Here is a 26335-nt window from a genome sequence, read left to right on the forward strand (position 1 = left end):
AGCTGTCAACAATAAAACTTTTTCAGACACACTTGTTCACATTAGATATCTTAAATATAAATATACACTTGAGATCACAATGGACAGCAGCATTAAAGGGAAACCCACCTTCAAATACTTCATAAATGTAATCGGATAGCCCTCCTTTCCAGCTAGACCCGCAACGATCAGATTAGCACTGGCACCGATCAATGTACCATTGCCACCCAAGCAGGCACCCAAGGCTAGACTCCACCAGAGGGGCTCCAGATTGGTGATCCCCATCTGCCCCATCTCCTGTATTAAAGGAATCATCGTTGCTACAAAAGGAATGTTATCAAGAAACGCAGAAGCTATTGCACTGACCCATAAGATCATCATCGAGCTCATGAGCACATCCCCACCCGTTAAATCAATTGCTTTGGCAGCCAGCTCCGCGATGACACCTGTTTCGACGAGTCCTGATACCAACACAAACAGTCCGATAAAAAAGAAGATCGTAATCCATTCCACGCTGTGAAAAGCTTTTTCCAGCATGTGTTCTCCTCCAGTTAATAAGAGCAATAAAAAAGCCCCCGCTAAAGCAACTGTAGCGGACTCCAAATGTAATGCCTGATGTAAAAAGAACCCGGTAATAGTAATTCCGAGTACAACCAGGCATTTTCGCAGCAGCTTATGATCCGTAATCATTGCTTTCTCATCCATGTCCATGATACTCTGCTGCAATTCTGGTGTGGATTTAATTTGCTTCCCAAACATCAGTAATAGGAGCGGGATATACGCCAACATAATGATGATAATCACGGGTGCCAGATTGTTGATAAAAGACATAAACGTTAGCTCTTTCACAGCACTGCCAATCATAATATTCGGCGGATCTCCAATCAATGTTGCTGTTCCACCGACATTTGATGCGATAATTTGTGACATCAAAAAAGGCAGCGGATTTATGCGCAATTGCCTTGTAATACTGAAGGTAACGGGTACCATTAGCAGTACTGTTGTCACATTGTCCAAGAAAGCTGAAGCGAGTGCAGTAATAACAAACAAGGCAATCAGTATCCGTCTCGGCTTTCCTTTTGCTAACTTAGCTGATTTCACAGCCGCATATTTAAAGAGTCCTGTCTCTGCAGTAATCCCTACAATCATCATCATCCCCACAAGTAGTCCAAGGGTATTAAAATCAATATGATGCAGTGCCGTCTCCTGATCCACAATGCCCATCGCTACCATAACAATAGCGCCTAACATCGCTAAGATTGTACGGTGAATTTTTTCGGAAATAATCAGTCCATAAATCAGTAGAAAAATACCTATTGCCCAAATCGCTTGCTGTTCCATGTTATCCCCCGGTCCTTCTCTTTAATTTCGTTAATGTATAACCTACTCATTATATAACCTATTTATCATAAAATAGATTTGTTTTTTTCACACTGGAATTGTGGATATTCCATAAAAAAAACGACCCTACCGAAATTCTTCGGCGAGCCGCTTAGATGTTCTACTATTTCATCTTGAGAGCCTGCGGCTCCTTAAAAGCAGTTAACTTCCCTTTGCTCTGCACAATGATCATACCGCTTTCCAGCAGGGTTGGTCCAAATACTCTATCCGAAGTTTTGAGCTGCACCATCGGTTTTGCGGAAATCAAATCTATTGCGATTAATTTGCCGTCGGTCTGGGCGACATACATACCATGTCCCAGTAGATCGAAGCGGGCAATCGGATTGCTGATTCCACTATACTGAACCGCTGACTTATTCGCCATTTTAACACCATAAATGCTTTGTCCGTTGCTGAAGAGGATTCTTCCATCATAGGGACCCGCCGCGTAGGACAGCTTATCTCCAATGGATTCGTAGGAATAATTATCGCGTATTACGGTAGAAGGGTCAGCATTGACTGGGTAGCTGTAGACTCCTTTTTGTCCTGTTATAAAAATTCTGTCACCATCGCTCCAGGCACTGCCCCCCTTTGGTGCCTCGGGATCATTTGGGTCTATATTAGCAGGGTTATAAACGACTGTCTTCACTACTTTACCTGTCTTAACATCCAAACTATCGAGTGTAGTAAGAGGAAGAGCATCGAATAAGGTAGCCTTTCGTTGTGTGATAAGCGTTCCGTTAATCTCAGTAATCGGAAAATAATAATCTCTGTTATTCCAAAGTTCTTTACCCGTATTTCGATCAAAGGCATGTAGAATGTCATACGTATACGCTCCGGATTCTGAGTTTTGAGCTAATATCAGGTTTCCCTCAACCATGAACGGTTCATACAGCTTTTCACCGAAATTATCACGCCACTGCAATTTTCCATCCTTTAGATTGAAGGCATGAATATCCCCATTGGCGGCAAAAAGCTGATCTTTATCAATAACTAATTGGCTGATGCCTTTACTGTTTGCTGATGAACTCCATTTATTTTTTCCAGTAGCCGCGTTGACTGCGTAGATCGTACCCGCTTCTGAAGTCACATAGGCCACGCCATCTTGATAAAGTATCGGAGCCTTTAATTTGGAGCCGTATTTCCACATTACTTTTCCCGTCTGGGCGTTAATGGCTAAAAGCTGGCCCTTTTGAAGGATAAAAGCTTTACCTGTGCCGGCTGCAACAACGCCCTTACCCATGAGGTAGTCTGTCGATATATCTCCTAAAGTTGGTAAATCCATAGTGGTTGACCACTCAACCTTTGCAGCAGGCAGGTTTGCATAATAGTCATCAAAATTTGAGCCTATATACGAGGTATGTGAATCAACCGCAGCAGCTTGTACAGGATTTACCATAAACAATACTCCTAAACCAATAACTGTAGCACGAAGACATGATTTCAATAATGTTCCTCTCACGGCCCAACTCCTCCTCATATGTACCTCATTTCCCCATTTCAAAAAAGCTGTGTGTACGTGATTCCCCTCATTAGGATAGATTCTCAAAATCAAATATAATACTAATGAAGATGCGAATGTAAAAACATGGATTATTATTCCTCATTTTGCCATTAACAAAAGAAGAAATCAAAACATTTACTCATAAACTTACATTTTGTAAGTAATTGTGTTATAATAATCACATTCTTTCATAAAACGAACAAGATCCAACAAATATATGAATAACAAGGGGTTTGTTAACATGAGTAACGAGGTAACCACAGCATCAGCATCCGATTTTGAATTCGGTATCTACACTTTAGGAGACATTGTAGCGGATTGTCATACCGGTAATAAGATCAGCCCGAAACAACGACTCGACGAAGTGATAGCTGCGGCCAAGCTGGCAGATGAAGCAGGGCTTGATGTATTTGGTGTAGGTGAACATCACCGACTTGATTTTGCAATTTCTTCGGTTCCAGTCGTTCTGGCAGCCATCTCTCAGGTTACCCGTAGAATCAAGCTGACGAGCGCCACTACTGTATTAAGCACCATTGATCCTGTGCGCGTGTTCGAGGATTTCGCCACACTTGATTTACTGTCAAATGGCCGCGCAGAGATTATTGCCGGACGTGGTGCTTTTGTGGAATCTTTTCCGCTCTTTGGATATGAACTTGAAGACTATCATAAGCTATTCGCCGAGAACATTAATCTGCTCTTGGAGCTGAATAAGCATGAAATTATGAATTGGGAGGGTTCCTTCCGCTCATCCTTGAAGGATTCTGAGATTGCACCACGCCCTCTTCAGCAAAGCCTTCCTGTATGGATTGGTGTAGGTGGTTCTCCTGAAAGCGCGGAGAAAGCTGGAGCACTCGGAACTGGAATGGCCATCGCCATTCTTAGCGGCAGTCCAGAACCTTTTCAAGAGCTTGCCGCCACTTATCGACGCGCTGGAATTCAGGCGGGGCATGCACCTGAAGCTTTAAAGATTGCGATTACTAGCCACGGCTACATTGCTGAAACCTCACAGCAGGCACTCGATGAATATTACCCGTACTACTATAGCTATCGTAATTCCATCAGCCCAAAACCTGGACAAGAATACAACGTCTCTCGTGACGACTTTGGACGATATGTATCTGCTGATAACACAATGGCTGTGGGCAGCCCGCAGCAAATTATTGAAAAAATCCTCTATCAGCATGAGCTGTTCGGCCATAGCCGCTTTATGACTCAGCTCGACATCGGCGGCCTTCCTTACGCCAAGGTAGCCAAAGCTATTGAACTATTGGCAACTGAGGTCGCCCCTGTTGTACGACGCGAGATTGCAAAGAAGAATAGCCGATAGAGCTGGAGGCTGTCTCAGTAAGCACAGTAGCGCTTCTCCTGTTAATGGAGAAGCGCTACTATGTGCTGCTGCAACATTGTTTGTGGCTTGGTTGCACTATGACTTGCTGCAACACGTTATGTAGAGCGCCCTCACAACGGCTGAGTTGATCCTACTCAAAAAACAAGGCTGAAGAATTGAAACGGAAGCTCATCTTAGGAATTAGGGAATATCTCCCTAATAATCGAAGGTTTCTGCTCATTAAACTAACAATTAGGGAATATCTCCCTATAATTGACCTGATTCGGTGATAAATATAGATATTGCTCTTATTTTTAGGGAGGAATTCCCTGATTCCGTTCATTTAGGGTAATTACCAACTATTTTCAGGGAGTTTTTCCCTAATTACTCTAAAAAAATCTTTCATTAGTCCTCGTCTCACATCACATCCCACAATGGACATATTATTTCCTCTATTTATCCATACCTATCGCTGATCTAGAGAAAGCCTGCAAATGCGCTGCTTTTTGTGCAAATATTCTCTTCATTAATCGATCCTTACATTTACGCAAAAAAAAGCTGCCCCCTAAGTAGATTCACTACTTTCGAGACAGCACTTATGCTCTTTACGCAAAGGATGGTTTATTGTTGTCTACCTTCCCGCTAATAAGCTTCTTATATTCATCGTCTCCACCATCTAAAGAAGGCGCAGTATAAATTTGAGCTGAAGCTGGTTGCTGAGCGGAATGGCTCGACCCTGTTTTGCTTGTGGTATTCTTATTATCTTCTGCACTCCTGCTTCCACCACTTGCAGAGCGGAGAACAGCACCCGATAAGTTGTTAATACCCTTTATTCGCTTCATGCTGAATCCTCCCCTACTAAATGATTGATGGTACGGAATAAATCCTGATTATTCGCAACTACCGCCTTAAGATCATCCGCAGATAATCCATCACTCCCTGAAAAGTGTACGGAAAGAACATACTTCTTACCTAGAGGATAGCATAGGATATATACCTCCGCAACTTCCGTGCGTTGAAAAAAAGTCCATTTGCTCGATAAAAATGCATCTACCACACTAGGCTGCTTCTCCTTCCCTTTCGTTACAGTCAAGGAATAGGAGTGCCCACGTCCGACATTTCCTCCCACCTGAACAAGCTGTTCTTTCTCTTGAGCCTGCCAGATCGCAGCACCGATCACACGACAATGCTTCGGAGGTAAGAAAGAATTGCGGATCGCCTCACTGAGTGCGTGATACTTCTCTCCATCCTCAGAGATGGTCACATTACTATTATATTGCCAAAAAAAATGAAGGATACTTTCTTTGCGCCTTAATTCCATCTTTAGCTGCTCTAAATCTTTCACCGGGTCACGGAATTTCCCAAACCCCTGGACACTATCAATAATCTTACCACAGCTCACATCCACAGCAGCCGTAGGATTATCATGGTGCATCTCATACTCTAAAGCTGTAATTCCCGACAAATCGGACAATAGATGATATTCTTCAACATTCTGTCCAGGGATTAAATCATCGCGGGCAGTCACCTGATCCGGCACTAAGCAAAAGACGCGGTTACGCCGTAATCTGGCCCAAAACAATCCCATTTCAAACCCCGTATTATCACGAGTCACATAATAAAATTTACCGCGTATTTTGGCAACATCATCTGGCGAGAACACAAATACGGCAAAATCACTCTCATCCAAATTTCTCTCCAATGCCTCCATCGTGTATTCATTCGCTCGAAAGGCATTGGCATACCAAGGATGTACTTCAGCATCCCTCTTCAGCTGCTCATGAATCGCTCTTGCATAACGTATGGATTCCCTGGAAGATCCAATGAATAGCTTTGGTTTAGTCACGGCAGTGCTCCTTCATCCTTCCCGATATGTAATAATTATACAAGTCTTTAGACCACCGGAAAAGAGGCCAAGTTCTCATAAATATCTCAAAAAATATTATTCTAAACCTCGTAAAATGGGTAAAAAATTACGACTACTTTGAAAAAGCGAGGATACTATGAAAAAAATGATAGGTGTCACATGGCTTGCAGCAAGCCTTATGGGTATAACAGCGTCACAGCCTGCTGAAGCTAAAACGGCAGCCGTTAGTTATACCGCTCAGGTATACGCGAACTCTTTAAATGTACGCAATGAGCCGGCAAAGAATGCAACTGTTGTAGGATCTATTAAGAACGGAGCAAAAGTAACTGTGACCGATGAACAGCACGGGTGGTTAAAGGTTAAGACGGGGAACACCTCTGGCTGGGTAGCCGGCTATTACCTTAAAAAGGTGAACAATAGCTCCAAGCCATCTGGCGCTTCTGGATCATCGGTAGCTTCCAAACCCAGCACTATTTCTTCCACCTCAACCAGCGCCTTGAGTAGTACCACAAAGGTTACAGTTACGGCAGATTCACTACGCGTACGAAGCGGTCCAGGCACACAATATAAGGTGCTCGGTTCTTTAAAAGCTAAGGATACAGCTACCCTCCTCCTTCATCAGAACGATTGGGCACGAATTCGAACAGCCAGCGGTGACATCGGTTGGGTCGCAGCGCAATATATCCGATCTGGAACCACGCCAAAAAGCACAAGCACTACAAGCAGTATTTCACGCACAGGGAATTTGCGAGGTAAATTAATCGTCGTAGATCCTGGTCATGGCGGCAGTGATCCGGGAATGCTTGGCACTACATATAACACCATGGAAAAGGATTTGAATCTGCAAACTGCAATTTATGTTCGTGATGCCCTTGTAGCTAAAGGTGCACGGGTAGAAATGACGCGTACCCGGGAGGATCAGAAGCCTACACTCGCTCGGCGTGTTCAGATGAGTGAGGCTCTGCGTGCAGATGCATTTGTAAGCATTCATTATAATTCTTCTCCGAAAAAGGTGTCCGGGACACTAACCTTCTTTTATTCCGAATCGGATGATCTGAAGCTCGCTCGGGCGATTGAAACCAGACTTGGGCAAGGCATTGGTCTAAAGAGCAACGGGTTGTCCTTTGGTGATTATCATATCCTTAGGGAGAATCGCATACCAGCTACCTTAGTTGAACTCGGATTTCTTACCAATCCTACAGACGAGTCTATTGTCCGTAAATCCTCCTATCAGAAAAAAGCAGCCAAAGCGATCGCTGAAGGATTGGCAGACTATTTCAAAAACTAATCAGACGTACAAATAATCAGTAAAGAAGCAGGCTAGGAAATTCCCTAGCCTGCTTTAAGTTTAGATTTGTATTTAGCCTTCGATTAATCCCTTCTTGATCAGGAAATTACGAGCTACATCCTCTTCCTTGAGCGCATCCACATCAACCTCTGCGTTCAACTGCTGCATTTCTTCGTCACTGATTTGTCCGCTCAATTGATTCAGGATACCTTCCAATTCAGGGTATTTATCTAGCGTATCCTGACGAATAATCGGTCCTGCATCATACGGTGGGAAGAACTCTTTATCATCTTGCAAAATCACCAGATCATGTACTTTAATTTGCGCATCCGTCGCATAGGCATTGGTTACATCGGTTTCCCCATCGTCGATCGAACGATACATGATACCATGGTCCATTCCTTTGCTCTGCTTGAAATCCATACCATAAAGTTTTTGGATACCAGGGTATCCGTCCTCACGATCCAAGAACTCGAACTCTACGCCAAGAACCATATCTCCAGATACTTTCGCCAAATCGCTAAAGGTCTTCAGATTGTACTTCTCAGCCGTTTCACGACTAACCGCTAAAGTATAGGTATTATTTATGCCGAATGGGTCCAGGAACGCCAATCCATCTTTTTCGAGCAGCTCTCTGGTTTTTGTCAACGACTCCTCAGAGTTTCCCGTCTCCTGCTGATAGTAATTGGCTACAATGGTACCGGTATAATCCGGATATAGCTGGATGTTATTATTCTCAAGTGCACTCCAAGCTACATTAGAGCCGCCTAAGTTCATCTGGCGCTTCACTTTAATATCGGTTTTATCTTCTATTAGATCTGCCATCATATGAGCGAGTAGAACATTCTCCGTGAAGTTTTTGGAGCCAATCGTAATTTCTCCACCGTTACCGGCAGCAGCTTTATTATTCCCGCCACCACATCCAGTAAGTAACGCCCCTATTAATACTGTAGTTAAAACGCCTGTCATTAATTTTGGAATTTTCATATAATATCTCCCCTTTTTATATTCTTTCGAGACCAGAGTTTTAGTTATACTTTTAATCCCTTTGGAGTCGTTACCCGTTCAAGCAAGCCGAGTAGATAATCCAGTATGAGTGCAAGAATCGCGGCTGGAATAGCGCCAAGCAAAGTTAGAGCTTCGATGTTCCGTTGAATACCGAGGAAAATAAATTCACCCAATCCGCCAGCACCGATAAAGGCTGCCAAGGTTGCTGTCCCAACATTAATAACTGCAGCAGTGCGGATCCCCGCCATAATTACACTTAAAGCTAAAGGGAGTTGAACCCTGAATAGAATCTGCCAGTTCTTCATCCCCATTCCTCGGGCCGCTTCCACGATAGACTGATCCACATCCGTAATTCCCGTGTAGGTGTTGCGGATAATTGGCAGTAGTGAATACAGAAATAATGCAACAACCGCCGTCTTCATTCCTATGCCAAATAGAGGAATCATAAATCCGAGCATCGCCAGACTAGGTATCGTCTGAAGAATCCCTGCCGCGCCAAGCGTAATGCCTTTCAGAGGTTTAACCCGGGTAATCATAATTCCAAGCGCAATGCCAACAATAATTGCAAATAACATGGACAAGAGCACAAGTTGCATATGCACTCCCATAGAATGAATCAAATCATCTCTACGTATATCTAATTGATAGATGAGTTGTTGCCATAACGATTGATCTCTCATACAGACACTTCCTCCTCCTTCACGCCTCCCCATTGTGCAGCAAACGCCGTCAGAAGACTGCCTCTTGTAACAATCCCGGCAATGTTCCCCTCAGCGGTTACGATCGGAATAATGCCGTAAGGAGCTTCCGTAATTAATGATAATGCGTCTCTTGCTGTTGCTGTATCCTGCAGCACCACCCCAGGTGGTGTCATAATTTCTTCGATAGTAAGACTTTGTTCCATTTTAGCGGTAACATCATAAGCGGAGACGATGCCAAGCAGCTTACCTTTTTCGTTTCCAACCAGTAAGGTATCCATTTTGCGTTGACGCATAAAGGTAAGAGCCTTACCCAGTGTGCGGCTTGGAAGGGATGTAGATGGATTGTCACGCATGACTTCTGTTACGGGGATATACTCAGGGTTTTGGTAAATACGGTTTTTGCCGATAAATGACTCTACAAAATCATTAGCAGGCCGGCTGAGTAGCTCATACGGTGTATCTAGTTGAACGATTTCACCATCTTTTAGGATAGCGATTTTATCTCCAAGCTTCAGTGCTTCATCCATATCATGTGTTACAAATACTATTGTCTTCTTCACTTCTTGTTGCATGCGTAGCAGTTCATCCTGCAGCTGCTCACGGGTAATAGGGTCCAAAGCACCAAATGGTTCATCCATCAATATAATCTCGGGATCAGCTGCCAATGCACGAGCTACACCTACACGCTGCTGCTGTCCACCTGATAATTGTTTCGGATAACGTTTAGCATATAAGACCGGATCAAGTCCGACTAGACGGAGCATTTCGAGCACCCGTTCTTTTTTCTTATTCACATCCCACCCCTTTAGGTCGGGAATCAGGCCTACATTGTCTTCTATGGTGTAATGCGGGAATAAACCAGCTTGTTGTATAACATAACCGATGTTCTTGCGGAGAGTTACGGGGTTCTCCTTGGTGATATCTTTGCCGTGGATATAAATATGGCCTGAAGTATGCGGAACAAGACGATTTATCATTTTCATCGTTGTTGTCTTTCCGCAACCGCTCGGGCCGATCAATACTAGTATTTCTCCAGCTGCGATTTCAAAACTAATATTCTTAACTGCTTCATAACCATTTGCATACTTCTTACCTACTCCTTCAAATTTCAGCATGGGTTTCCTCCTTCTAATAACTATCGTCAGATCATCTCTCCGGCGACTCTGTAAGTTAAACTATAACAAACAACTCCCAAACTGACAACCTATATACTAGATATAAGTTGTTTGTAAATAATTGTAATAATATAATTATAAAAAAAACTATCCAGTGATAAACCCTGCTGGATAGCCTTTTTCAATCTATTTTTATAAATGATTCTCTGAATTTTTATTGATAAATTGTTCCGTTCTTTGGTACATTTTCTCATCACCAACTGCTACAAGTACATCATGTTCTCTGAGGATGACATGAGGACCTGGGGAGATCGTTATATTAGCACCTCGGCGAAGCGCTATAATCGTAGCACCTGTATTCTGCCAAAATTGTAATGCTCCAATGGTTTTGCCAACCACATGTGATTCTTCATGGATTGTGATTTCTTCCGGATGGTACGGCTTTAAATTCTTCATCCGGTCTGATGCTTCGATAATTCCAGTGAGTACCCTTTCGAACTTACCGTCGAGCTTCTTTTTTTCAAGCAACAATTGCTCTAGGTCCTGTTTCAACGAATAAGCTGATTTCAGATAGTTATTCCTGGTAATATACTCATACGCCTTTTGATCAGAGATGACAATAATCTCTTTCCCCTGTGAAACAAACACTATATTCTCATCCTTCAATAATCCCATAGCCTTACGAATCGTCTCGGGAGAAACATGATATTGCCCTGCCAATAGAGAACGCCCGGAAAGCTTACTCTGTACGGCAAATTCCCCGCTTACAATTCTTTGTGCAATATCAAGGGCTATAGACTTATAACCGGATATTTCTTGCATGGACATTGTCGATCTCCTTACTCTGGCGTGAATTATAAACATGCTCAAGTATACCTTTTTTCACTCACCAAATAAAGATGTCCTGCCTTATACAAACATTTGATATACCAAAAATAAATTTAACGATACAACCAGACCCGAGATAACCCAGCCGAGCGCAGCTGTCATCTTACGGTTCACTAACCCGCCCATAATCTGACGATTGCTTGTAAACACAACCAGTGGCACCAGTGCAAAGGCAATCCCAAAGGACAAGATCACCTGGCTGATCACGAGCGCCTTCGTTGGATTTACACCAAAGCCGATGATCGCCAAAGGTGGAATAATTGTAATCGCACGGCGTAAGTACAGGTTAATTCTTTTGTTGATGAAGCCTTGCATCACTACATCACCAGCCATAGTTCCTACAGAAGAGCTCGATAGTCCTGCGATGAGTAGTCCTAAACCAAAGGAGATGGCCGTTACAGGTCCAGCTAAATGACTAAATTGCTGAAACGCAACATCCAAATCCTCAACCACGATACCATTTTTGAAAAATAATGCGGCTGAGACAATAACCATTGCCAGATTCACTGCCCCTGCAATAATCATTGCAATAATAATATCTATGAATTCCAGTTTAAAGATCTGTTTCTTCTCCGCTTCATTTACTCCGACAATTCGGTTCTGTGTAAGGGATGAATGTAGATAAATGGCATGTGGCATCACGGTCGCGCCTAGAATTCCTGCGGCTAAAAGGATGCTATCCACCCCTTCAAACTTAGGTGTGAACATGCCTACAGCAACTGCCCCCATATCCGGCTTAGCTACAATAACTTGAAAAGCAAAGGCTAATACAACTATAAGAATCATTGCAGCAATTCCTGCCTCAAGGGAACGGTAACCCCGGCGCTGAAGCTCTAGGATAGCAAATGAACCCACCGCAGTGATAAGTGCTGCCGGCAGCATGGGAATATCAAATAATAGATAAAGCCCCAATGCCGCCCCGATAAACTCCGCCAGATCCGTAGCTATAATCACCAGTTCACTTTGAATCCATAAGAAGATCGAAACACTCTTCGGAAAACGATCATGAGCGATCTCCGGCAGGTTCTTTCCTGTAGCAATACCTAGCTTGGCGGATAACGCCTGAATAAGAACGGCCATTAAATTCGAGGCTACAATCACCCACAATAAAAGATAGCCGTATTTTGAGCCTGCCGTAATGTTGGTGGCAAAATTACCCGGATCCAGATAAGCAACCGCAGCGATAAACGCTGGACCTAAGAAAGGCAGTAATCTTTTAATGCCTTTGGTCTCCCCATTAAGTACGGCCTGCGCCGAAATGGAGTTTTTATGTTGTCTCATTTGCGGTTGTTCTATATGTGGTTTTTCTATTAAAGTTTGTTCCAACATGTCAATTCCTCCTCTTGCCCAAAAAAAGTTGTCTATATACACGAAAGTTTCCTATGTGCAACTTATATTTAAAGTATATGCTCATTCCTGAAAAATGTAAATATGTTTCATAAGAAATTTTCATATGCTTGTCCACCTACGACCAAGAACAAAAAAAGCTGGACGATGATCAGAAATTACCCGATCTTCGCCCAGCTTAAGCCAATTACTCCGAAATGCTTATGGTGTGAGACTTTGAATATCTCTATGTGCTGTGAATTACGAATTTTTCTTCCATGTATCCTTCAGCGGTACAATTCGGTTCAGTACCAGCTTATCTGCTGTGGTATATTTCTTATCCACACAGAAGAATCCATGCCGGATGAATTGAAATTTATCTTCTGGAAGTGCACTCGCCATGGAAGGCTCCAACAAACAATCTTTCAGAATGGTTAGAGAATCTGGATTAAGATACGCGTCCCAGCGTTCATCCTCTTCTTTAGGACCCTCGTTATCTTTTAGCAACCTCTCATATTGATGAACTTCCGCCTTGATCGCGTGCTCAGCCGATACCCAGTGGATGGTCGCCTTAACCTTCCGTTCATTAAATCCGCTTCCACTCTTCGTTCTCGGATCATAGGTGCAGCGAAGCTCTATAACTTCTCCAGTTGCTTCGTCCTTGAGCACCTCATTGCACTTAACGAAGTAGGCGCCCTTTAACCTAACCTCATTCCCTATGGTCAGCCTGTGATAACCTTTGGGTGGCTCCTCCATGAAATCCTCTTGTTCAATATAAAGCGTCCGTGAAAAAGGAACTTCCCTTTCCCCAAGCGTCTTATCCTCACTGTTATTCTCAATCTTCAGCCATTCGCTTTGATTCTCAGGGTAGTTAGTAATAACTACCTTTAGAGGCTTTAGAACAGCCATCACGCTAGTTGCCTTCGCCTTCAAATCTTGTCTTAGCGAATGCTCCAACATGGCAATATCTACAATGGTGCTATTCCTAACAAATCCAATTTCCTTCACAAAATTCCGAATACTCTCCGGCGTAAAACCTCTTCTCCGCAGTCCGCGAAGCGTTGGAAGTCTTGGATCATCCCAGCCATCCACATAATGTCCTGTAACCAGTTGTCTAATATACCGTTTGCTAGTAACGACGCCGGTGATATTTACGCGTCCGAACTCCCTTTGCTTTGGAGCCTCAGGGGTATCCAGTTCATTCAGCACCCACTCATACAGTGGTCGATGATCCTTAAACTCAATCGAACATAGGGAATGCGTAATCCCTTCGATCGCATCTTGTATAGGATGGGCAAAATCATACATCGGATAGATGCACCAATCGTTGCCTGTTCTATAATGCTCCGCATGAATGATTCTGTAAATCACTGGATCACGCAAGTTGATATTAGGTGAGCTCATATCTATTTTGGCCCGTAATACTCTGGCTCCCGTCGGATAGGCTCCATTCCTCATCTCCGTGAATAACTTCAAATTCTCTTCCACAGAACGCTCCCGATAAGGACTGTTCGTTCCCGGCTCCGTAAGCGTTCCTCTATAAGCTGACACCTCTTCAGGTGATAAATCGCAGACGTAGGCTTTCCCTTTTCGGATTAACTTTACCGCGCTATTATATATTTTATCTGAATAGTCTGATCCGTAGAAAGTATGGTCTGGCGGGTAGCCCATCCATAGCATATCTTCGCAAATAGCATTTACATACTCCAGATCCTCTTTTAAAGGATTGGTGTCATCGAACCGCAAATGGAACTTTCCGCCATACTTCTTCGCCGTCGTATAGTTCGTGTGAATAGCATACGCGCTGCCAATATGCAGATACCCATTAGGCTCCGGTGGGAATCTCGTGCAAATATCTCTACTGTAAGTCCCAGCTTCCAGCTCTTCTTGAATCAATCTGTCGATGTAACTCTCTGCTAATACTTCCGGTTCCTTGTTCATTGTTATTACCTCCTGTTTATGAGTGATATCCGCTTTGTTCATCTGCAAAATAAAAAGAACCTCACCTCCAAGACTTATGGTCTTGGGGACGAAATTCTCGCGGTACCACCCCAGGTTCATTAATATGTCGCCATATTAATCTCATCAAGTACGGCAATGCATCTTACGCAGTGCTTATACTCTAGCTCTATAACAGGAGCTCCCGTCATACCATCCCCGTCGATCGGTTCCGATATGCCGCTCAGAGGCTTGTTTCGATACAATCGTCCTTACCCTATTCTCATCATCCAGGGCTCTCTGTGAAGGAATGAATGTATTTACTCTTCTCGTCATCGCGTTTAATTATTTTGTATAGGATACCAAATAGAGGGTCCTATGTAAATGGTGCTTTCACTTCTATTTAGCTTACTCTCTATTCCTCGCTCAAAGCCGTTATCAGTTCCAATACCACTTCATTATCCGGCTCTACAGCCAAAGCTCTACGCGCGTATTCCAGTGCAGCCCCTTCAGCTCCAAGCTCATAGTTACAAATGGCCATGCTATAAAGCACTGATGCTAACGGTTCTTCCGTGTTGATATGCTTAGAACGCTCTAAGTAGACTAATGCCTCCTCGAACTTATCCATTTCATACAGCAGTAATCCAGCGTCCAATGAGAGGTCATAGCTCTGTTCCATCGGATAATAACCTGTCCACATGAGCTGTATGCCTTGCTGGAGATCCAGCATTTCTTCATCACTAGCGTCGGGTAACAGCTCCGAAATCTTCTCAGCACTATGGATAAACCATTCCGCTTCGTACCCACCCAAACGCCAAAAGGCCAAAATTTCCTGCAGTCCCATCGTATCTAATTGCAGATCCATCCATTCCTTCATACTGAAGAAATCATCCGGACCAAAACGCTCTATAAACCGCTTGTAACCCAGCCGAGTGTTCGTATAACTTTGAGGGGCTTCCACCATAAGAATACATCCAATGTTCAGGTTCTTATAGTGATGTGTAGTAAATAAAGAGTGTGCCCCTTTTTGTTCCAACATATGCTGGATCGCATGATAATTCGCCGTTAAGGAGAAACTACCGTGATGAATTAGCATAGGCGGTTCCGCAAATTCCCAATTCTCTATTCGGTGATCCCCCTTATCCGCTGTAAGGAGTACGAACCCTTCTGTAGACAACCTAGCCAGCCGCTCCAGACAAGTAAGCCCCACCACAGGAAACAGAATATGTGAATCCTCCAGCTTCTGCTGATAAAGTTTTATAACATCGTGATAAGGGTAAGTCTCCGCTTCGTAACTAGCCCCACGACGATAATGATACTGTGGAATGATTGTGCCCAGAACATCTGAGGGGTTATCCGAATCTGCATCCTTTGAATACTGAATAGATACCTCACATTCAAATATTTTACCTTCATCCACATAAATCAATTCCTGCGGGATACTATCAAAAAAATAATTCGCAACAAGCAGCAGCGGCTGCTGTAAATCACCGGGCCTGATACTGAGCTTCGCACGTACTAAATACAGTTCAGTATCCTGTACTGCATCAAAACGTGCGAAATCAAGAATACCCTGCTCTACGAATGGAAGTAAGCTTGGGTGCTGCTGCCAGCTGGTTATATTTTTAGCAGGCAAATCACTCATCACATAACGAAAAGGAGGAATTGGAGTCCCTGCGTAATCTATGATTTCGCAAAGCTTCTCAAGGATATGAAACGCTAATCGTCCCGCCCCTGCCCCTAATTCCAGTATGGTAACTGTTTCAGAGAAATGTCCTTGTCCAGCCCGATCTTGCAGAAATCCGAAGATCATTTCCGCATAGGCAGTCGCTATCATAGGATTACTCGTAATATACTGTGGGACCTGATCATTATTCCAAGCCTTTAATCCCTGTTCCTCATAATAAGCTCGTTGCAATTCCCAAATTGGCGCTTCACTGAAGCGATAGCGCTGCCCTTCTTTACCTGTCATCTATTTCTTAACCTGCTCTCTATATATCTTGTTGAACATGCAATGATCCTTACTCCGCTCTCAAGGTACGTGATCTGAAAATGACATATTCGGCCTCTGCCGGAATGGAAACGGAAAATGACAATAATGCCGCTTTGGAGGTTAACGAATCAGGCCCTTTTAACGTTTGGTAGTAAGAGTTCCCTTTACTGTCCACACTCACCAGCTCCAGTTCCGCATTCCCTTTAGGGATAACAAAGCCAGAAGTATTTTGCACGCCTAAGGTTAGTCTGAATTCTTTCCCAGATGGAGTCTGTGTTAGCTTAAATGGATATAACGGATATGGATGGGCTGTCGTTTCCACTGGGTAAGGGGCAAGCGCTCGATCCGCCTCAGGCTTTGCCCATTCCTCGCCTTTTCTGGCGCCAATACCAAGGGTTAATTTATTCACATTATTGAACTGAGTTTCCCAGCGAAATGTCTTTAACCCCTCTAGAATAGGGGATGCTGGAACAAATAGGATTCCATCCTTGATCTCTGGGGCGATCCCTAATGAATCTTCTGTCTCCCCATTAAATTCTGCCTCAAGTTGCCCTGCTTTAATCTTTCCAACCGATCGATCCAATAGTGAAACCGTAACACTATTCGTTAACGCGTCATAGAGCAAATCTGCACCAATCGCACTCGAGAAAGCCCGAATCGGCACCATTAATTTACCTGATTTAAAATAAGGAGCGAGTTTACCTGGAAAAAGGACGTAATACCCCCCGTATGATAGTGGCATTACCTGAGTCCCTAACTGAACAGCTGCCGACACCGATGTAGGTGTAACCGCGGAACCCGCGGCGAACATGATTACCAATAGACCTATGACATAAGCTCTTATTCTCCCTAATCGTTGCAAGGACTCCTTAATGTGATTCATCTCAAACCCCTCTCCCTCTCTACTCCGTCTAGAACAAAGCCTCTATTAGTAATAATCAATGATCCCCTTCCGCATGTCAACTTGTTCCACTTCTGCTATTCATCATAAAAGACAGGATTCCGCATATATTTTCATTGAGTTATTTAGAATCATGAAAGGAGTGCGATGGATGACTGCAGATGGACAGGATTCGCCAAGAAAGACAAATATCCCCCAGCCCATTCGAAGTGATGGCGCAGGGGGATTAGATAAAGGACCGCGTGATATCATGCGGGATTTGGAGAATCCGGACATGTTTGTCCCTCCCGTGACCGATGCCGGTCTCGTCCCCAATTTAAAATTTTCTTTCTCCGATGCACATATGCAGCTTAATCATGGTGGCTGGTCGAGAGAGGTGACGGTCAGAGACCTCCCCATCGCCACTACACTAGCTGGCGTCAACATGAGCCTAACCCCCGGTGGAGTACGTGAACTCCATTGGCATCAGCAAGCGGAATGGTCTTATATGCTGCTAGGTCGAGCTCGAATTACTTCCGTAGATCAAAATGGTCGAAACTTCATCGCAGATGTGGGGCCAGGTGATCTATGGTATTTTCCGCCAGGTATTCCCCACTCTATACAAGGTCTTGAAGAAGGCTGTGAGTTTCTGCTAGTATTCGACGATGGAAGTTTCTCTGATCTAAACACCTTGTCCATTTCCGATTGGTTTGCCCATACTCCGAAAGAAGTTCTTTCGGCTAACTTTGGGGTGCCTGCCGCTGCATTTGACTCTATTCCCACCGAACAGGTCTATATTTATCAGGATCGGGTTCCGGGCTCATTGCAAAGTCAAAAAGTAGAATCTCCATACGGTGAGATTCCACAAACCTTTAAATATTCCTTATTGGCTCAGCCTCCGCTGAAGACTCCCGGCGGGAGCGTCAGAATTGTCGATTCCAGTAACTTTCCGATCTCCAAAACCGTCGCTGCCGCATTGGTAGAAATTGAACCCGGAGGGATGAGAGAGCTGCACTGGCATCCAAATAACGATGAATGGCAGTATTATCTTACCGGAAAAGGACGCATGACCGTATTCGCTGGAAATGGTGTAGCACGAACCTTTAATTATAGAGCAGGTGATGTAGGATATGTTCCTTTTGCGTTTGGACATTATATTCAGAATACAGGCGATGACTCCTTATGGTTCCTTGAAATGTTCAAAAGCGATCGTTTTGCCGACGTTTCTCTGAATCAATGGATGGCTCTCACTCCCCAAGAATTGGTTCAAAGTAATCTGAACGTTGGACCAGAGGTTATAAACGCCTTAAGGAAAGTGAAATGGCCCGTTGTGAAATACCCTGAGCCAAGTAAAAACGCCTCCGGCTTTCCTAAAGGACGATAAATGTTATGCTGGAAATATAAGGATAAGGTATAAAAAGAAAAGGATACTTCACCTGGTAACTATTCACCGGTCTCCGCAAATCGTTTGATTCTTTCCTCAATCTGGTCACGCACACGCTGGAACACTGCCCACTTCTCTTCATCGGTCCCTTGCGCTTTTGCCGGATCATCGAAGCCCCAGTGTTCCCGTTTGACCTTCGGAGGCGTCATTGGACATTTATCCGCAGCGTCCCCACATAACGTAACGACTAGATCAGCATTATTCAGCAGATTAGAATCAATCATATCCGAGGTCTGTCCGGTGATATCTATGCCTACTTCGCTCATGGCTTGTACAGCTTTTGGATTTAGACCATGGGCTTCAATTCCAGCGCTATACACGTTCCATGCTTCCCCTAGATAACGCTTCGCCCAGCCCTCAGCCATCTGACTCCGGCAAGAGTTTCCTGTACATAAAAAATAAATCGTTTTCTTGTTCATCTTGATCTTCCCCTTTTCAAATTAAGTAATCAACAACCACAGATAAAGACCTAAAAGTGTAATAAACAACGTTGGAATAGTTAATATAATACCCGTCTTAAAATACGTTCCCCAGGATATCTTCACCCCTTTGGCCGAAAGCACATGGAGCCACAGCAGCGTTGCTAGTGAGCCAATCGGGGTGATTTTAGGCCCTAAGTCTGAACCTATAACATTCGCATATATTAACGCCTCTTTAATAACTCCGGTTGTATGCGTTGCATCAATTGCGAGTGCGTCAATCATTACAGTAGGCAGATTATTCATCAATGATGAGATCAATGCAGCAATGAACCCCATACCCATAGTTGCAGCGAATAGACCCTCATCAGCAATCATTCCTATCGCCTTAGCGAGCAGATCAGTTAGACCCGCATTCCGAAGTCCATATACCACGACATACATTCCAATGGAGAAGAACACAATCGCCCAAGGTGCTCCTGTAAGCACTTCTTTCACCTTGACGGAAGGGCTTCTTCTCGCGAGGAGCATGAACACAATTGCAATGATTCCCACAACCACTGATACCGGAATCTTCAAGAATCCACTAACGAAATACCCTATTAAAAGAATAGCCAGTACAATCCATGATAGACGGAACATCTTCTTATCTTTGATAGCCTCTTGCGGATCTTTTAGCTGGGAATCATTAAATCGCTTCGGAATACTTTTACGAAAAAAGAAATAAAGCACTACGATACTCGCCATCAACGAGAATAGTGTAGGTACAATCATTTTCCCCGCATACTCCATAAAGGTAATTCCAAAAAAGTCAGCCGATACGATATTCACAAGATTGCTAACCACAAGCGGTAATGAGGTAGTATCCGCAATAAAGCCGCTAGCAATAATGAATGGAAATACTTTTTTCTCATCAAAATTCAGCGCTCTTACCATAGCAAGTACAATAGGGGTAAGTATTAGAGCCGCTCCATCATTTGCAAAAAAGGCAGAAACCAATGCACCAAGAACGATGACATACACAAACATTCGTGTTCCGTTCCCCCGTGCCGCTCGCGCCATATGTAAAGCAGCCCATTCAAAAAATCCGATACTGTCTAAAATCAAGGAAATTAAGATGATTGCAACAAACGCCAACGTAGCATTCCATACCATCTGTGTTACATCCAGAACATCATTAAAGCTAACTACCCCAGCTAGTAAAGCAATGATCGCTCCGCCGCAGGCTGACCATCCAATCGATAAATTTCGAGGCTGCCAGATTACAAAAATTAAAGTGACTATAAAAATAAGTATGGCTAGCATGACCACTTTCTCAACACTCCTATAATCTGCGAATGAATCCTATATCACCATATAACTATATAGTTATATACACTCTAAAAAAACCACAACTATATTTTAGTCACAGCAAGGTGCTTTAACTTCTTTATTCAAACTAGCCAATATCGCGGCTGAACTGGGCATTTGTTGAAGAACAGCCCTAAGATGCGGTTTATCCTCGACATTTAATGAATAATGCACCCACTGTCCTCGTTTGCTTTCTTTCACGATCCCTCGACTCTTCAATTTCCGTAAATGCTGACTAATCGCCGGCTGGGATATATCAAAAATATCAAGGAATTCACACACGCACCATTCCCGTTCTTTCAAAAGTGATAGCATGGCCAGTCGCGTCTTATCTCCTAAGAGCTTCAAATCATCTGCAATATCCGTCAGTGATTGCATCCCTACTTCTCCTCCTTCCAATATATATATAAGCGAATACTTATATTGTAATGAACTAGACATTGAGAAGCAAGAATTTATTTTAAATTGTCTTGCTTACACCACTCGTGCTCCAGCATACTGAACATCAAAGAATCACGCCAGCCATCTTTTATGAGTAAAGCATCTCTTAATCTGCCTTCATAGGTCATGCCAATCTTGGTGAGCACCTTGGATGATCCACTATTTCGAGGGTCACAGGTCGCGTATATTCGATGTAGATGCAGCTCTTCAAAACCAAACTTCAACATTAGTCCGGCTGCTGCTGTAGCGACTCCCTGTCCCCAGACATCAGGATGGACAATATAGCCGATTTCACCGCTTCTGTCCGTATGGCTTCTTATATTTAGTTCAACCATGCCGATCAAATTTTCAGTTCCTACTGCAACTATGGCTTGTGCGAACCTAGTTCTGGGAACTTTTTGAGAGTCATCTAGTGCCTGACTCACAAAGGAAAGGGTTTGATCAGGAGTATTTGGGCCCCAGGCTTGAAAACGACACACACGATCCTGTGAACAATACGCATGAACATCTCTCCAGTCCGTTTGCTTCAATTCGCGTAAATAGATTGGATTTAGATCTTGCATCATCATCCCCCTCTAAGTTTCCCTTTAGCTTTATCCCATTAGCTATTCATGTGGTTTAGGTTCTAGGAATCGTTACAACAAACTGTGTTCCTTCTCCAACTTTACTCTCCACTTCAATTCTACAATCATGTATTTTCAGAATCTTCGTTACAATGGAAAGTCCAAGTCCATTCCCTTTAAGAGCGCTGCTACGCGCCTTCTCCACCATATAAAATCGATCAAAGATAAGCGGAAGTGCTTCCTCAGGAATGCCTTTTCCAGAATCTTTAATATATACCTTCACAAATTGCGCGTTCATCTCAATTTCAACATGAATGGTACCTTCTTGCCCCGTATATTTTATAGCATTATTTATTAAGTTCTGCCAGACCTGATCAAATAAATCTTTATCCACCGTGATCTCGCAAGGCAATAAATCCAATTCAATCATAATATCTTTCCGTGCCCATTGTGGTTCCGCTAATACGATCGTTCTTCTTAATTGTTCATCTAATTGGAATGTGGTGGGATTAACCGGATGGTGTTCTGAATCGAGTGAGGCTAATCGGAGCAGATTATCACTAAGCCTAGATAATCGTAAGGTTTCCTCATAGATAATATCCAGATGCTCTTTTTGCTCTTCTAATGGAATGACACCGTCTTGTAGCGCTCTTGTAAATCCTCTAATCGATGTAAGTGGTGACTGCATTTCATGAGAAACATTGCTGACAAAATCATCACGAACTGAGTCCATTTTCTGCAGCTCACTTGCCATACGATTAAAGCTCTCCATCAGTTCACCAAATTCATCCTTATTACGATAGGTCAATCGGACAGATAAATTACCTGACGCCATTTCCTTAGCTGCAACAGTCAGCTTCTTAATAGGCTTCACAATATACCTGGACATGAACAAAATAAGCAAGCTTCCGATGACTAGTACAGCTAATAGTGTAAACAGAAGCGTAATTCTCAAGCCTCTTACAATCGATGAAAAATCAATCTTGATAATGAAAGCACCTTTCCCATCATCTATCTTAGGAATCCCTACGATAGCAAGTCCGCCCCTACCCGATAAAAAGACCGCATCGGTTGTGTTGGATTTGAATAAGGTAGCAACCTTCTCCTTGTCTAATGAAAAAACAGATTCACTTGGCTCATTAACAACCGCTATATCAACACCAAATCGATTAAGCAGATCTGCAAATGCGTTTACTTTTTCCGGATCATCTATTAGATTTGTCACCTTAGCTATATCTTTAGCAATATTAATGAACATATGGTTTGGGGTATTATTTTTTTCTGAAAACTGCATAAAAAGAAAAAAGGAAATAATTAAACTGACTAAAACAATACCAATGAACGTAACGACGATTCGAAGACGCAAACTTTTTCTCACCATCTAGGCTAGCTCCAGTCGATAACCAAGTCCTCTTACCGTAGAAATAATGACCTGAGGAATAGGCTCAAGACGTTCCCTTAAGCGTTTAATATGCACATCAACCGTACGATCATCACCTTCATAGTCCATTCCCCATACATTTTCTATAAGCTGAGTCCGTGTGAAAATTTGCTTTGGCGAACCCGCCAAAGCAAATAACAATTCACATTCCTTCTTTTTCAATTCAACCATTTGATCGGCATTAGAGACTATTAAATTCCCTAGATCAATCGTTACTTCCCCTAATTGAATAACATTCGAAGGTGTTACATGATATCTCTTCAATAATGATTTGACACGAAGAATCAACTCTATGGGATCAAACGGCTTTACTAAATAATCGTCTGACCCGGCATTAAATCCCCTGACTTTATCTTTAGACTCTCCCTTGGCTGTAACCATCAGGATTGGCATATCGATATAAGATCGAATATCTTCTGTCAGTTCAATACCATCGATATTCGGCATCATCACATCCACAATCACTAAGTCAATTTTTGTATGAGCTAGAATGTCTAATGCTATTTGACCATCTTCCGCTTCCACTACGGAAAACTGATTTTTTTCAAGATATAATCGGATTAGCTTGCGGATATGGGAATCATCATCAACCACTAGAATTGTGCTCATACATCAATTTCCTTTCCAACATTGTATTTATTCGTATCGTAGAGATTCCATCGGATCGAGCTTGGCAGCCTTCGATGAAGGCATCAAACCAGCGATAATACTAATCCCTGTACTTACAACTAATCCGAATACGATATAAGATCCAGATAAGTTAATAAGCTTTACGCCAAATGCATTTTCCAGAAGTATATTTAAGCCAAAGCTAATGATAGCTGCAAAGATTATGGCGAAGACACCGCTAAATATTCCCAATAATGCGGATTCGGAAAAGAATATTCGCTTGATATCTTTCTTTCTTGCCCCAATCGCACGAAGGATCCCAATTTCTTTAGTCCGTTCCACTACACTAATATAAAGTACAACCAATATCATAATCCCTGATACGATGAGCGAAATCCCCGCAATACCAGATAGAACGATCGTAGCCATATCCACATAAGTTGTGATACGCTCCATGATTTTTGCCGTTTGGGAGCCCGAGAAGCCCGCATCAACAGCCGCTTTATTAATATCATTCACATATTTCATATCCGTTGCAAAAGCATTAACCTGAATCGGGCCAATGGTAATCCCTTTATCAGTATACATTTGCTCCAGTGTCTGTGTTGGAATATATCCTGTTGGTGACATTTGCGCTCTTGGATCAGTGGCTTCATAAACACCAGAGACCGTGATTTCTTTTTCCAATGTGATCGGTTTATGTTTAGCATCCATTTCATTAATATACAGATGAATAGACTTCCCTACCATAGCATTCGGTTGGTCATTTCCACTTAATTGACTCGCTATTTTCGTTGGTAATAATACTTCATTTTCTTTCGGTAAAGCCCCTGCTTTAATCGTCGCTTTATCAAACGTATCGTTTAAGGTGGTTAATTGTGTAAGACTACTCGTTTGTTCCCCAAAAACCGTAGTAGATTTGCCTGTAATGGTTGTTATGGACTCTACATGATCTACATTTGGAAGGTTACGAATCGTTTCAACATCGGCCTTTGTAAATGTAACGCCGGGTAACATCATCGCTTCTGGGCCCTTCATGTCCTTGGCTTCTGGATTTGGCTTAGTGATATCCACCAGCAAAGGGTCCATACTTGAATTTATTTCATTATTAATATAGCTCGTGATCCCATTTCCTAAGGAAAGCATCAAAAGTACACTTAAAATACCTATCGAACCACCCAATGCTACCAATACATTACGTTTGGCATTAAGCTTCATATTTTGAAGAGCCATTTTGAAAGAAGCCATTAAGCTGAGGTTTCGAGCCGAACCATCTCCACCATTGTAGGTAGCCATGGAACGTTCCTTCAAATGAATATCGTCTTTAACCAATCCCTCTTCAAGCTTAACGATACGGCTACCGTAATCAGCTACTTTCTGCGAGTGGGTCACGGTAATGACCAAAATCCCTCTTTTCGCTATGCTGTCCAACAAGACTAATATTTGATCCCCTGTATCCTTATCCAGCGCACCCGTAGGTTCATCTGCCAGTATAATATCTGGATTGTTCGACAATGCGCGTGCAATGGATACCCGTTGCTTCTGTCCACCGGACAGTTGATTCGGACGTTTTTTCAGATGATCCTTTAATCCTACCTCCGTCAAAATCTCTATAGCACGCTTATTACGTTCCTTTTCGCTTGTATTCGTCATCTGCATCGCAACCGTAACATTTTCCAAGACGGATAAGTGTGGAATCAGATTAAAGTTTTGAAATACGAAGCCGATGTTGTTTTTGCGATAGTCATCCATTTCCTTTTCGGTCATCTTGCTTAGGTTCTTCCCGCGAACAAGGACATCGCCTTCATAATCAGAGTCCATTCCACCAATGATATTCATTAGTGTGGACTTTCCGCAACCAGACTCACCGAGGATGGAAACAAATTCACCTGTCTCAAAGCTTAAATTCACATCATGGAGTACTGGAACCTTTTCCTTACCATACAAAGTATACGATTTTTTAACATTCTTAACCTCTAATATGTTCATTCCGATCTCTTCCTCTCCTGGGTCACGCTCTTTTTCTCTGTCTTTGATGTTGCCTATCCTAACAAATTTATGTGAACTGATAATGAACTGGAGACTTTCATGATTTGCAGCGAAAAAAGACAACCTTCAATAACTGAGGTTGTCTTGTCCTGATCTATAAGAAATTAGTGAGTCATATAATAGGCAATTCGCCCAATTTCTTTACCTGCGTAATAAACGATATCAAAGATTAGCACTGCTAAGATAAATTTAGAGAACAACGGATACTTGTTAAATAAAGGCTTAATACTCTTCTCTATGAACTCCATTCATGTTCCCCTTTCTTTAAGCTAGCGCTCTTTTTCGTAACAATCTAATTTGGCCTCTGTGATTAATTTCATCTTCGAATACATGAAACCACATGAAATAGTAGTTCGCCTGTTTGTTATGCCAGAATTCCTCTTCTGTATATAACCAGTCATCATCAACGTTTGCGAACAATGCATACGTTCTTTCTCTTACTTCATTTAAACGGTCTAAATAATAGTTAAGATCATTCCCTTTAATCATTGCTCGCCCTTCGTCACCTAAGCTTAACGCTGGCCCCCATATGGTTAATTCTTCCTCAGACAAATCTCTTCCCTCAAACGTTGCCACTTGATACGCATATTCTACCGCAGCGTAGTGTGATAATAACGCTCCAATGGAGTTGCTTTCTGAGTCCAATAAGTAGTCCAGTTGTTCCACTGTTAGACCGGCAACGGCTTGTAGTGTTGTGTGTCTGGCATAGTTCATCATGGATAAAAGACGACTAATTTGCGGTGAATAACCGGGGATATCTGTAATCAGATATATTTTGTCCATGTCGATCATAGTGTGATCTCTCCTTCATATCTTCGAAATTGT

Annotated in this window: 24 protein-coding genes and 1 other annotated feature; of the genes, 3 read left to right on the forward strand and 21 right to left on the reverse strand. The window is 42.8% G+C overall.

Going from position 1 to position 26335, the window contains the following annotated elements; all coding sequences use genetic code 11:
* Nucleotides 1-36 precede the first annotated feature (36 nt).
* Nucleotides 37-1320, reverse strand: a complete 1284-nt coding sequence (locus ACN6KS_RS26635; RefSeq protein WP_094871030.1) for an SLC13 family permease — start codon at nucleotides 1318-1320, stop codon at nucleotides 37-39.
* Between the two features lie 163 nt (nucleotides 1321-1483).
* Nucleotides 1484-2821, reverse strand: coding sequence for a PQQ-binding-like beta-propeller repeat protein (locus ACN6KS_RS26640; RefSeq protein ID WP_341135772.1), 1338 nt, complete (start codon nucleotides 2819-2821; stop codon nucleotides 1484-1486).
* A 283-nt stretch (nucleotides 2822-3104) separates the two neighbouring features.
* Between ACN6KS_RS26640 and ACN6KS_RS26645 the strand changes: the two genes are divergently transcribed.
* The gene (locus tag ACN6KS_RS26645; RefSeq protein ID WP_440960826.1) at nucleotides 3105-4190 is read left to right on the forward strand and encodes an LLM class flavin-dependent oxidoreductase; all 1086 of its coding nucleotides are present in this window, start codon (nucleotides 3105-3107) and stop codon (nucleotides 4188-4190) included.
* A gap of 605 nt (nucleotides 4191-4795) precedes the next feature.
* Here the strand turns inward: ACN6KS_RS26645 and ACN6KS_RS26650 are convergent.
* Both ACN6KS_RS26650 and ACN6KS_RS26655 read right to left on the reverse strand, forming a co-directional pair.
* Nucleotides 4796-5032 (reverse strand): hypothetical protein, encoded by a 237-nt coding sequence (locus ACN6KS_RS26650; protein ID WP_076285512.1) that lies wholly within the window; start codon nucleotides 5030-5032, stop codon nucleotides 4796-4798.
* Complete coding sequence (locus tag ACN6KS_RS26655; protein ID WP_094871036.1) at nucleotides 5029-6036, reverse strand: TIR domain-containing protein; 1008 nt, start codon at nucleotides 6034-6036, stop codon at nucleotides 5029-5031. Before ACN6KS_RS26655 ends, ACN6KS_RS26650 begins: the two co-directional genes overlap by 4 nt.
* Before the next feature lie 157 nt (nucleotides 6037-6193).
* Here ACN6KS_RS26655 and ACN6KS_RS26660 point away from each other — a divergent pair, with 157 nt between their 5' ends.
* On the forward strand, nucleotides 6194-7345 hold the full coding sequence (locus ACN6KS_RS26660) for an N-acetylmuramoyl-L-alanine amidase (RefSeq protein ID WP_094876910.1): 1152 nt from the start codon (nucleotides 6194-6196) through the stop codon (nucleotides 7343-7345).
* 72 nt (nucleotides 7346-7417) lie between these two features.
* Here ACN6KS_RS26660 and ACN6KS_RS26665 read toward each other — a convergent pair whose 3' ends face one another.
* From ACN6KS_RS26665 to ACN6KS_RS26700, 8 genes are all read right to left on the reverse strand, one after another.
* The gene (locus ACN6KS_RS26665) at nucleotides 7418-8332 is read right to left on the reverse strand and encodes a glycine betaine ABC transporter substrate-binding protein (protein ID WP_094871040.1); all 915 of its coding nucleotides are present in this window, start codon (nucleotides 8330-8332) and stop codon (nucleotides 7418-7420) included.
* A gap of 44 nt (nucleotides 8333-8376) precedes the next feature.
* The gene (locus ACN6KS_RS26670) at nucleotides 8377-9033 is read right to left on the reverse strand and encodes an ABC transporter permease (RefSeq protein WP_094871042.1); all 657 of its coding nucleotides are present in this window, start codon (nucleotides 9031-9033) and stop codon (nucleotides 8377-8379) included.
* Complete coding sequence (locus tag ACN6KS_RS26675) at nucleotides 9030-10169, reverse strand: ABC transporter ATP-binding protein (protein ID WP_094871044.1); 1140 nt, start codon at nucleotides 10167-10169, stop codon at nucleotides 9030-9032. The genes ACN6KS_RS26670 and ACN6KS_RS26675 overlap by 4 nt, the downstream gene beginning before the upstream one ends.
* 192 nt (nucleotides 10170-10361) lie before the next feature.
* Nucleotides 10362-10997, reverse strand: a complete 636-nt coding sequence (locus tag ACN6KS_RS26680; protein ID WP_256989861.1) for a TrkA C-terminal domain-containing protein — start codon at nucleotides 10995-10997, stop codon at nucleotides 10362-10364.
* An 81-nt stretch (nucleotides 10998-11078) separates the two neighbouring features.
* A complete protein-coding gene (locus ACN6KS_RS26685; protein WP_094871093.1) occupies nucleotides 11079-12338 on the reverse strand; it encodes an Nramp family divalent metal transporter in 1260 nt (419 codons plus the stop codon).
* 306 nt (nucleotides 12339-12644) lie between these two features.
* Complete coding sequence (locus ACN6KS_RS26690; protein WP_094871046.1) at nucleotides 12645-14324, reverse strand: glutamine--tRNA ligase/YqeY domain fusion protein; 1680 nt, start codon at nucleotides 14322-14324, stop codon at nucleotides 12645-12647.
* Between the two features lie 81 nt (nucleotides 14325-14405).
* Nucleotides 14406-14666: a binding site (T-box leader), on the reverse strand.
* A gap of 70 nt (nucleotides 14667-14736) precedes the next feature.
* Nucleotides 14737-16293 carry a tetratricopeptide repeat protein gene (locus ACN6KS_RS26695; protein ID WP_440960827.1) on the reverse strand — a complete coding sequence of 519 codons (1557 nt, stop codon included), beginning with the start codon at nucleotides 16291-16293 and terminating at the stop codon, nucleotides 14737-14739.
* A 49-nt stretch (nucleotides 16294-16342) separates the two neighbouring features.
* Nucleotides 16343-17197, reverse strand: coding sequence for a copper amine oxidase N-terminal domain-containing protein (locus ACN6KS_RS26700; RefSeq protein ID WP_341135777.1), 855 nt, complete (start codon nucleotides 17195-17197; stop codon nucleotides 16343-16345).
* Nucleotides 17198-17366: 169 nt separating this feature from the next.
* Between ACN6KS_RS26700 and ACN6KS_RS26705 the strand changes: the two genes are divergently transcribed.
* Nucleotides 17367-18578, forward strand: coding sequence for an oxalate decarboxylase family bicupin (locus ACN6KS_RS26705; RefSeq protein ID WP_094871051.1), 1212 nt, complete (start codon nucleotides 17367-17369; stop codon nucleotides 18576-18578).
* A 59-nt stretch (nucleotides 18579-18637) separates the two neighbouring features.
* On the opposite strand, the gene arsC is transcribed toward ACN6KS_RS26705, so the two are convergent.
* From arsC to ACN6KS_RS26750, 9 genes are all read right to left on the reverse strand, one after another.
* Nucleotides 18638-19057, reverse strand: a complete 420-nt coding sequence (gene arsC / locus ACN6KS_RS26710; protein WP_094871053.1) for an arsenate reductase (thioredoxin) — start codon at nucleotides 19055-19057, stop codon at nucleotides 18638-18640.
* 21 nt (nucleotides 19058-19078) lie between these two features.
* Nucleotides 19079-20362, reverse strand: coding sequence for an arsenic transporter (locus tag ACN6KS_RS26715; RefSeq protein ID WP_179281633.1), 1284 nt, complete (start codon nucleotides 20360-20362; stop codon nucleotides 19079-19081).
* 96 nt (nucleotides 20363-20458) lie between these two features.
* Nucleotides 20459-20785, reverse strand: a complete 327-nt coding sequence (locus tag ACN6KS_RS26720; protein ID WP_094871057.1) for an ArsR/SmtB family transcription factor — start codon at nucleotides 20783-20785, stop codon at nucleotides 20459-20461.
* Between the two features lie 77 nt (nucleotides 20786-20862).
* Nucleotides 20863-21417: a GNAT family N-acetyltransferase gene (locus ACN6KS_RS26725; protein WP_440960828.1), complete on the reverse strand. Its 555-nt coding sequence runs from the start codon at nucleotides 21415-21417 to the stop codon at nucleotides 20863-20865.
* Between the two features lie 49 nt (nucleotides 21418-21466).
* Nucleotides 21467-22792 carry a sensor histidine kinase gene (locus tag ACN6KS_RS26730; RefSeq protein WP_440960829.1) on the reverse strand — a complete coding sequence of 442 codons (1326 nt, stop codon included), beginning with the start codon at nucleotides 22790-22792 and terminating at the stop codon, nucleotides 21467-21469.
* The gene (locus ACN6KS_RS26735; protein WP_094871063.1) at nucleotides 22793-23461 is read right to left on the reverse strand and encodes a response regulator transcription factor; all 669 of its coding nucleotides are present in this window, start codon (nucleotides 23459-23461) and stop codon (nucleotides 22793-22795) included.
* Nucleotides 23462-23488: 27 nt separating this feature from the next.
* A complete protein-coding gene (locus ACN6KS_RS26740) occupies nucleotides 23489-25450 on the reverse strand; it encodes an ABC transporter ATP-binding protein/permease (RefSeq protein WP_094876916.1) in 1962 nt (653 codons plus the stop codon).
* A 164-nt stretch (nucleotides 25451-25614) separates the two neighbouring features.
* Nucleotides 25615-25758, reverse strand: a complete 144-nt coding sequence (locus tag ACN6KS_RS26745; RefSeq protein ID WP_179283668.1) for a hypothetical protein — start codon at nucleotides 25756-25758, stop codon at nucleotides 25615-25617.
* A 16-nt stretch (nucleotides 25759-25774) separates the two neighbouring features.
* On the reverse strand, nucleotides 25775-26302 hold the full coding sequence (locus tag ACN6KS_RS26750; protein ID WP_094871066.1) for a DinB family protein: 528 nt from the start codon (nucleotides 26300-26302) through the stop codon (nucleotides 25775-25777).
* Nucleotides 26303-26335 lie beyond the last annotated feature (33 nt).

Source organism: Paenibacillus nitricinens (assembly GCF_052056485.1).
Lineage (GTDB): Bacteria > Bacillota > Bacilli > Paenibacillales > Paenibacillaceae > Paenibacillus_AQ > Paenibacillus_AQ nitricinens.

Bases quoted from the DNA above. Each gene is read 5' to 3' on its own strand.
- ACN6KS_RS26635 (WP_094871030.1), bottom strand. From the start codon at position 1,320: ATGGAACAGCAAGCGATTTGGGCAATAGGTATTTTTCTACTGATTTAT.
- ACN6KS_RS26645 (WP_440960826.1), top strand. From the start codon at position 3,105: ATGAGTAACGAGGTAACCACAGCATCAGCATCCGATTTTGAATTCGGT.
- ACN6KS_RS26650 (WP_076285512.1), bottom strand. From the start codon at position 5,032: ATGAAGCGAATAAAGGGTATTAACAACTTATCGGGTGCTGTTCTCCGC.
- ACN6KS_RS26660 (WP_094876910.1), top strand. From the start codon at position 6,194: ATGAAAAAAATGATAGGTGTCACATGGCTTGCAGCAAGCCTTATGGGT.
- ACN6KS_RS26665 (WP_094871040.1), bottom strand. From the start codon at position 8,332: ATGAAAATTCCAAAATTAATGACAGGCGTTTTAACTACAGTATTAATA.
- ACN6KS_RS26670 (WP_094871042.1), bottom strand. From the start codon at position 9,033: ATGAGAGATCAATCGTTATGGCAACAACTCATCTATCAATTAGATATA.
- ACN6KS_RS26675 (WP_094871044.1), bottom strand. From the start codon at position 10,169: ATGCTGAAATTTGAAGGAGTAGGTAAGAAGTATGCAAATGGTTATGAA.
- ACN6KS_RS26680 (WP_256989861.1), bottom strand. From the start codon at position 10,997: ATGTCCATGCAAGAAATATCCGGTTATAAGTCTATAGCCCTTGATATT.
- ACN6KS_RS26685 (WP_094871093.1), bottom strand. From the start codon at position 12,338: ATGAGACAACATAAAAACTCCATTTCGGCGCAGGCCGTACTTAATGGG.
- ACN6KS_RS26690 (WP_094871046.1), bottom strand. From the start codon at position 14,324: ATGAACAAGGAACCGGAAGTATTAGCAGAGAGTTACATCGACAGATTG.
- ACN6KS_RS26695 (WP_440960827.1), bottom strand. From the start codon at position 16,293: ATGACAGGTAAAGAAGGGCAGCGCTATCGCTTCAGTGAAGCGCCAATT.
- ACN6KS_RS26700 (WP_341135777.1), bottom strand. From the start codon at position 17,197: ATGAATCACATTAAGGAGTCCTTGCAACGATTAGGGAGAATAAGAGCT.
- ACN6KS_RS26705 (WP_094871051.1), top strand. From the start codon at position 17,367: ATGACTGCAGATGGACAGGATTCGCCAAGAAAGACAAATATCCCCCAG.
- arsC (WP_094871053.1), bottom strand. From the start codon at position 19,057: ATGAACAAGAAAACGATTTATTTTTTATGTACAGGAAACTCTTGCCGG.
- ACN6KS_RS26715 (WP_179281633.1), bottom strand. From the start codon at position 20,362: ATGCTAGCCATACTTATTTTTATAGTCACTTTAATTTTTGTAATCTGG.
- ACN6KS_RS26720 (WP_094871057.1), bottom strand. From the start codon at position 20,785: ATGCAATCACTGACGGATATTGCAGATGATTTGAAGCTCTTAGGAGAT.
- ACN6KS_RS26725 (WP_440960828.1), bottom strand. From the start codon at position 21,417: ATGATGATGCAAGATCTAAATCCAATCTATTTACGCGAATTGAAGCAA.
- ACN6KS_RS26730 (WP_440960829.1), bottom strand. From the start codon at position 22,792: ATGGTGAGAAAAAGTTTGCGTCTTCGAATCGTCGTTACGTTCATTGGT.
- ACN6KS_RS26735 (WP_094871063.1), bottom strand. From the start codon at position 23,461: ATGAGCACAATTCTAGTGGTTGATGATGATTCCCATATCCGCAAGCTA.
- ACN6KS_RS26740 (WP_094876916.1), bottom strand. From the start codon at position 25,450: ATGAACATATTAGAGGTTAAGAATGTTAAAAAATCGTATACTTTGTAT.
- ACN6KS_RS26745 (WP_179283668.1), bottom strand. From the start codon at position 25,758: ATGGAGTTCATAGAGAAGAGTATTAAGCCTTTATTTAACAAGTATCCG.
- ACN6KS_RS26750 (WP_094871066.1), bottom strand. From the start codon at position 26,302: ATGATCGACATGGACAAAATATATCTGATTACAGATATCCCCGGTTAT.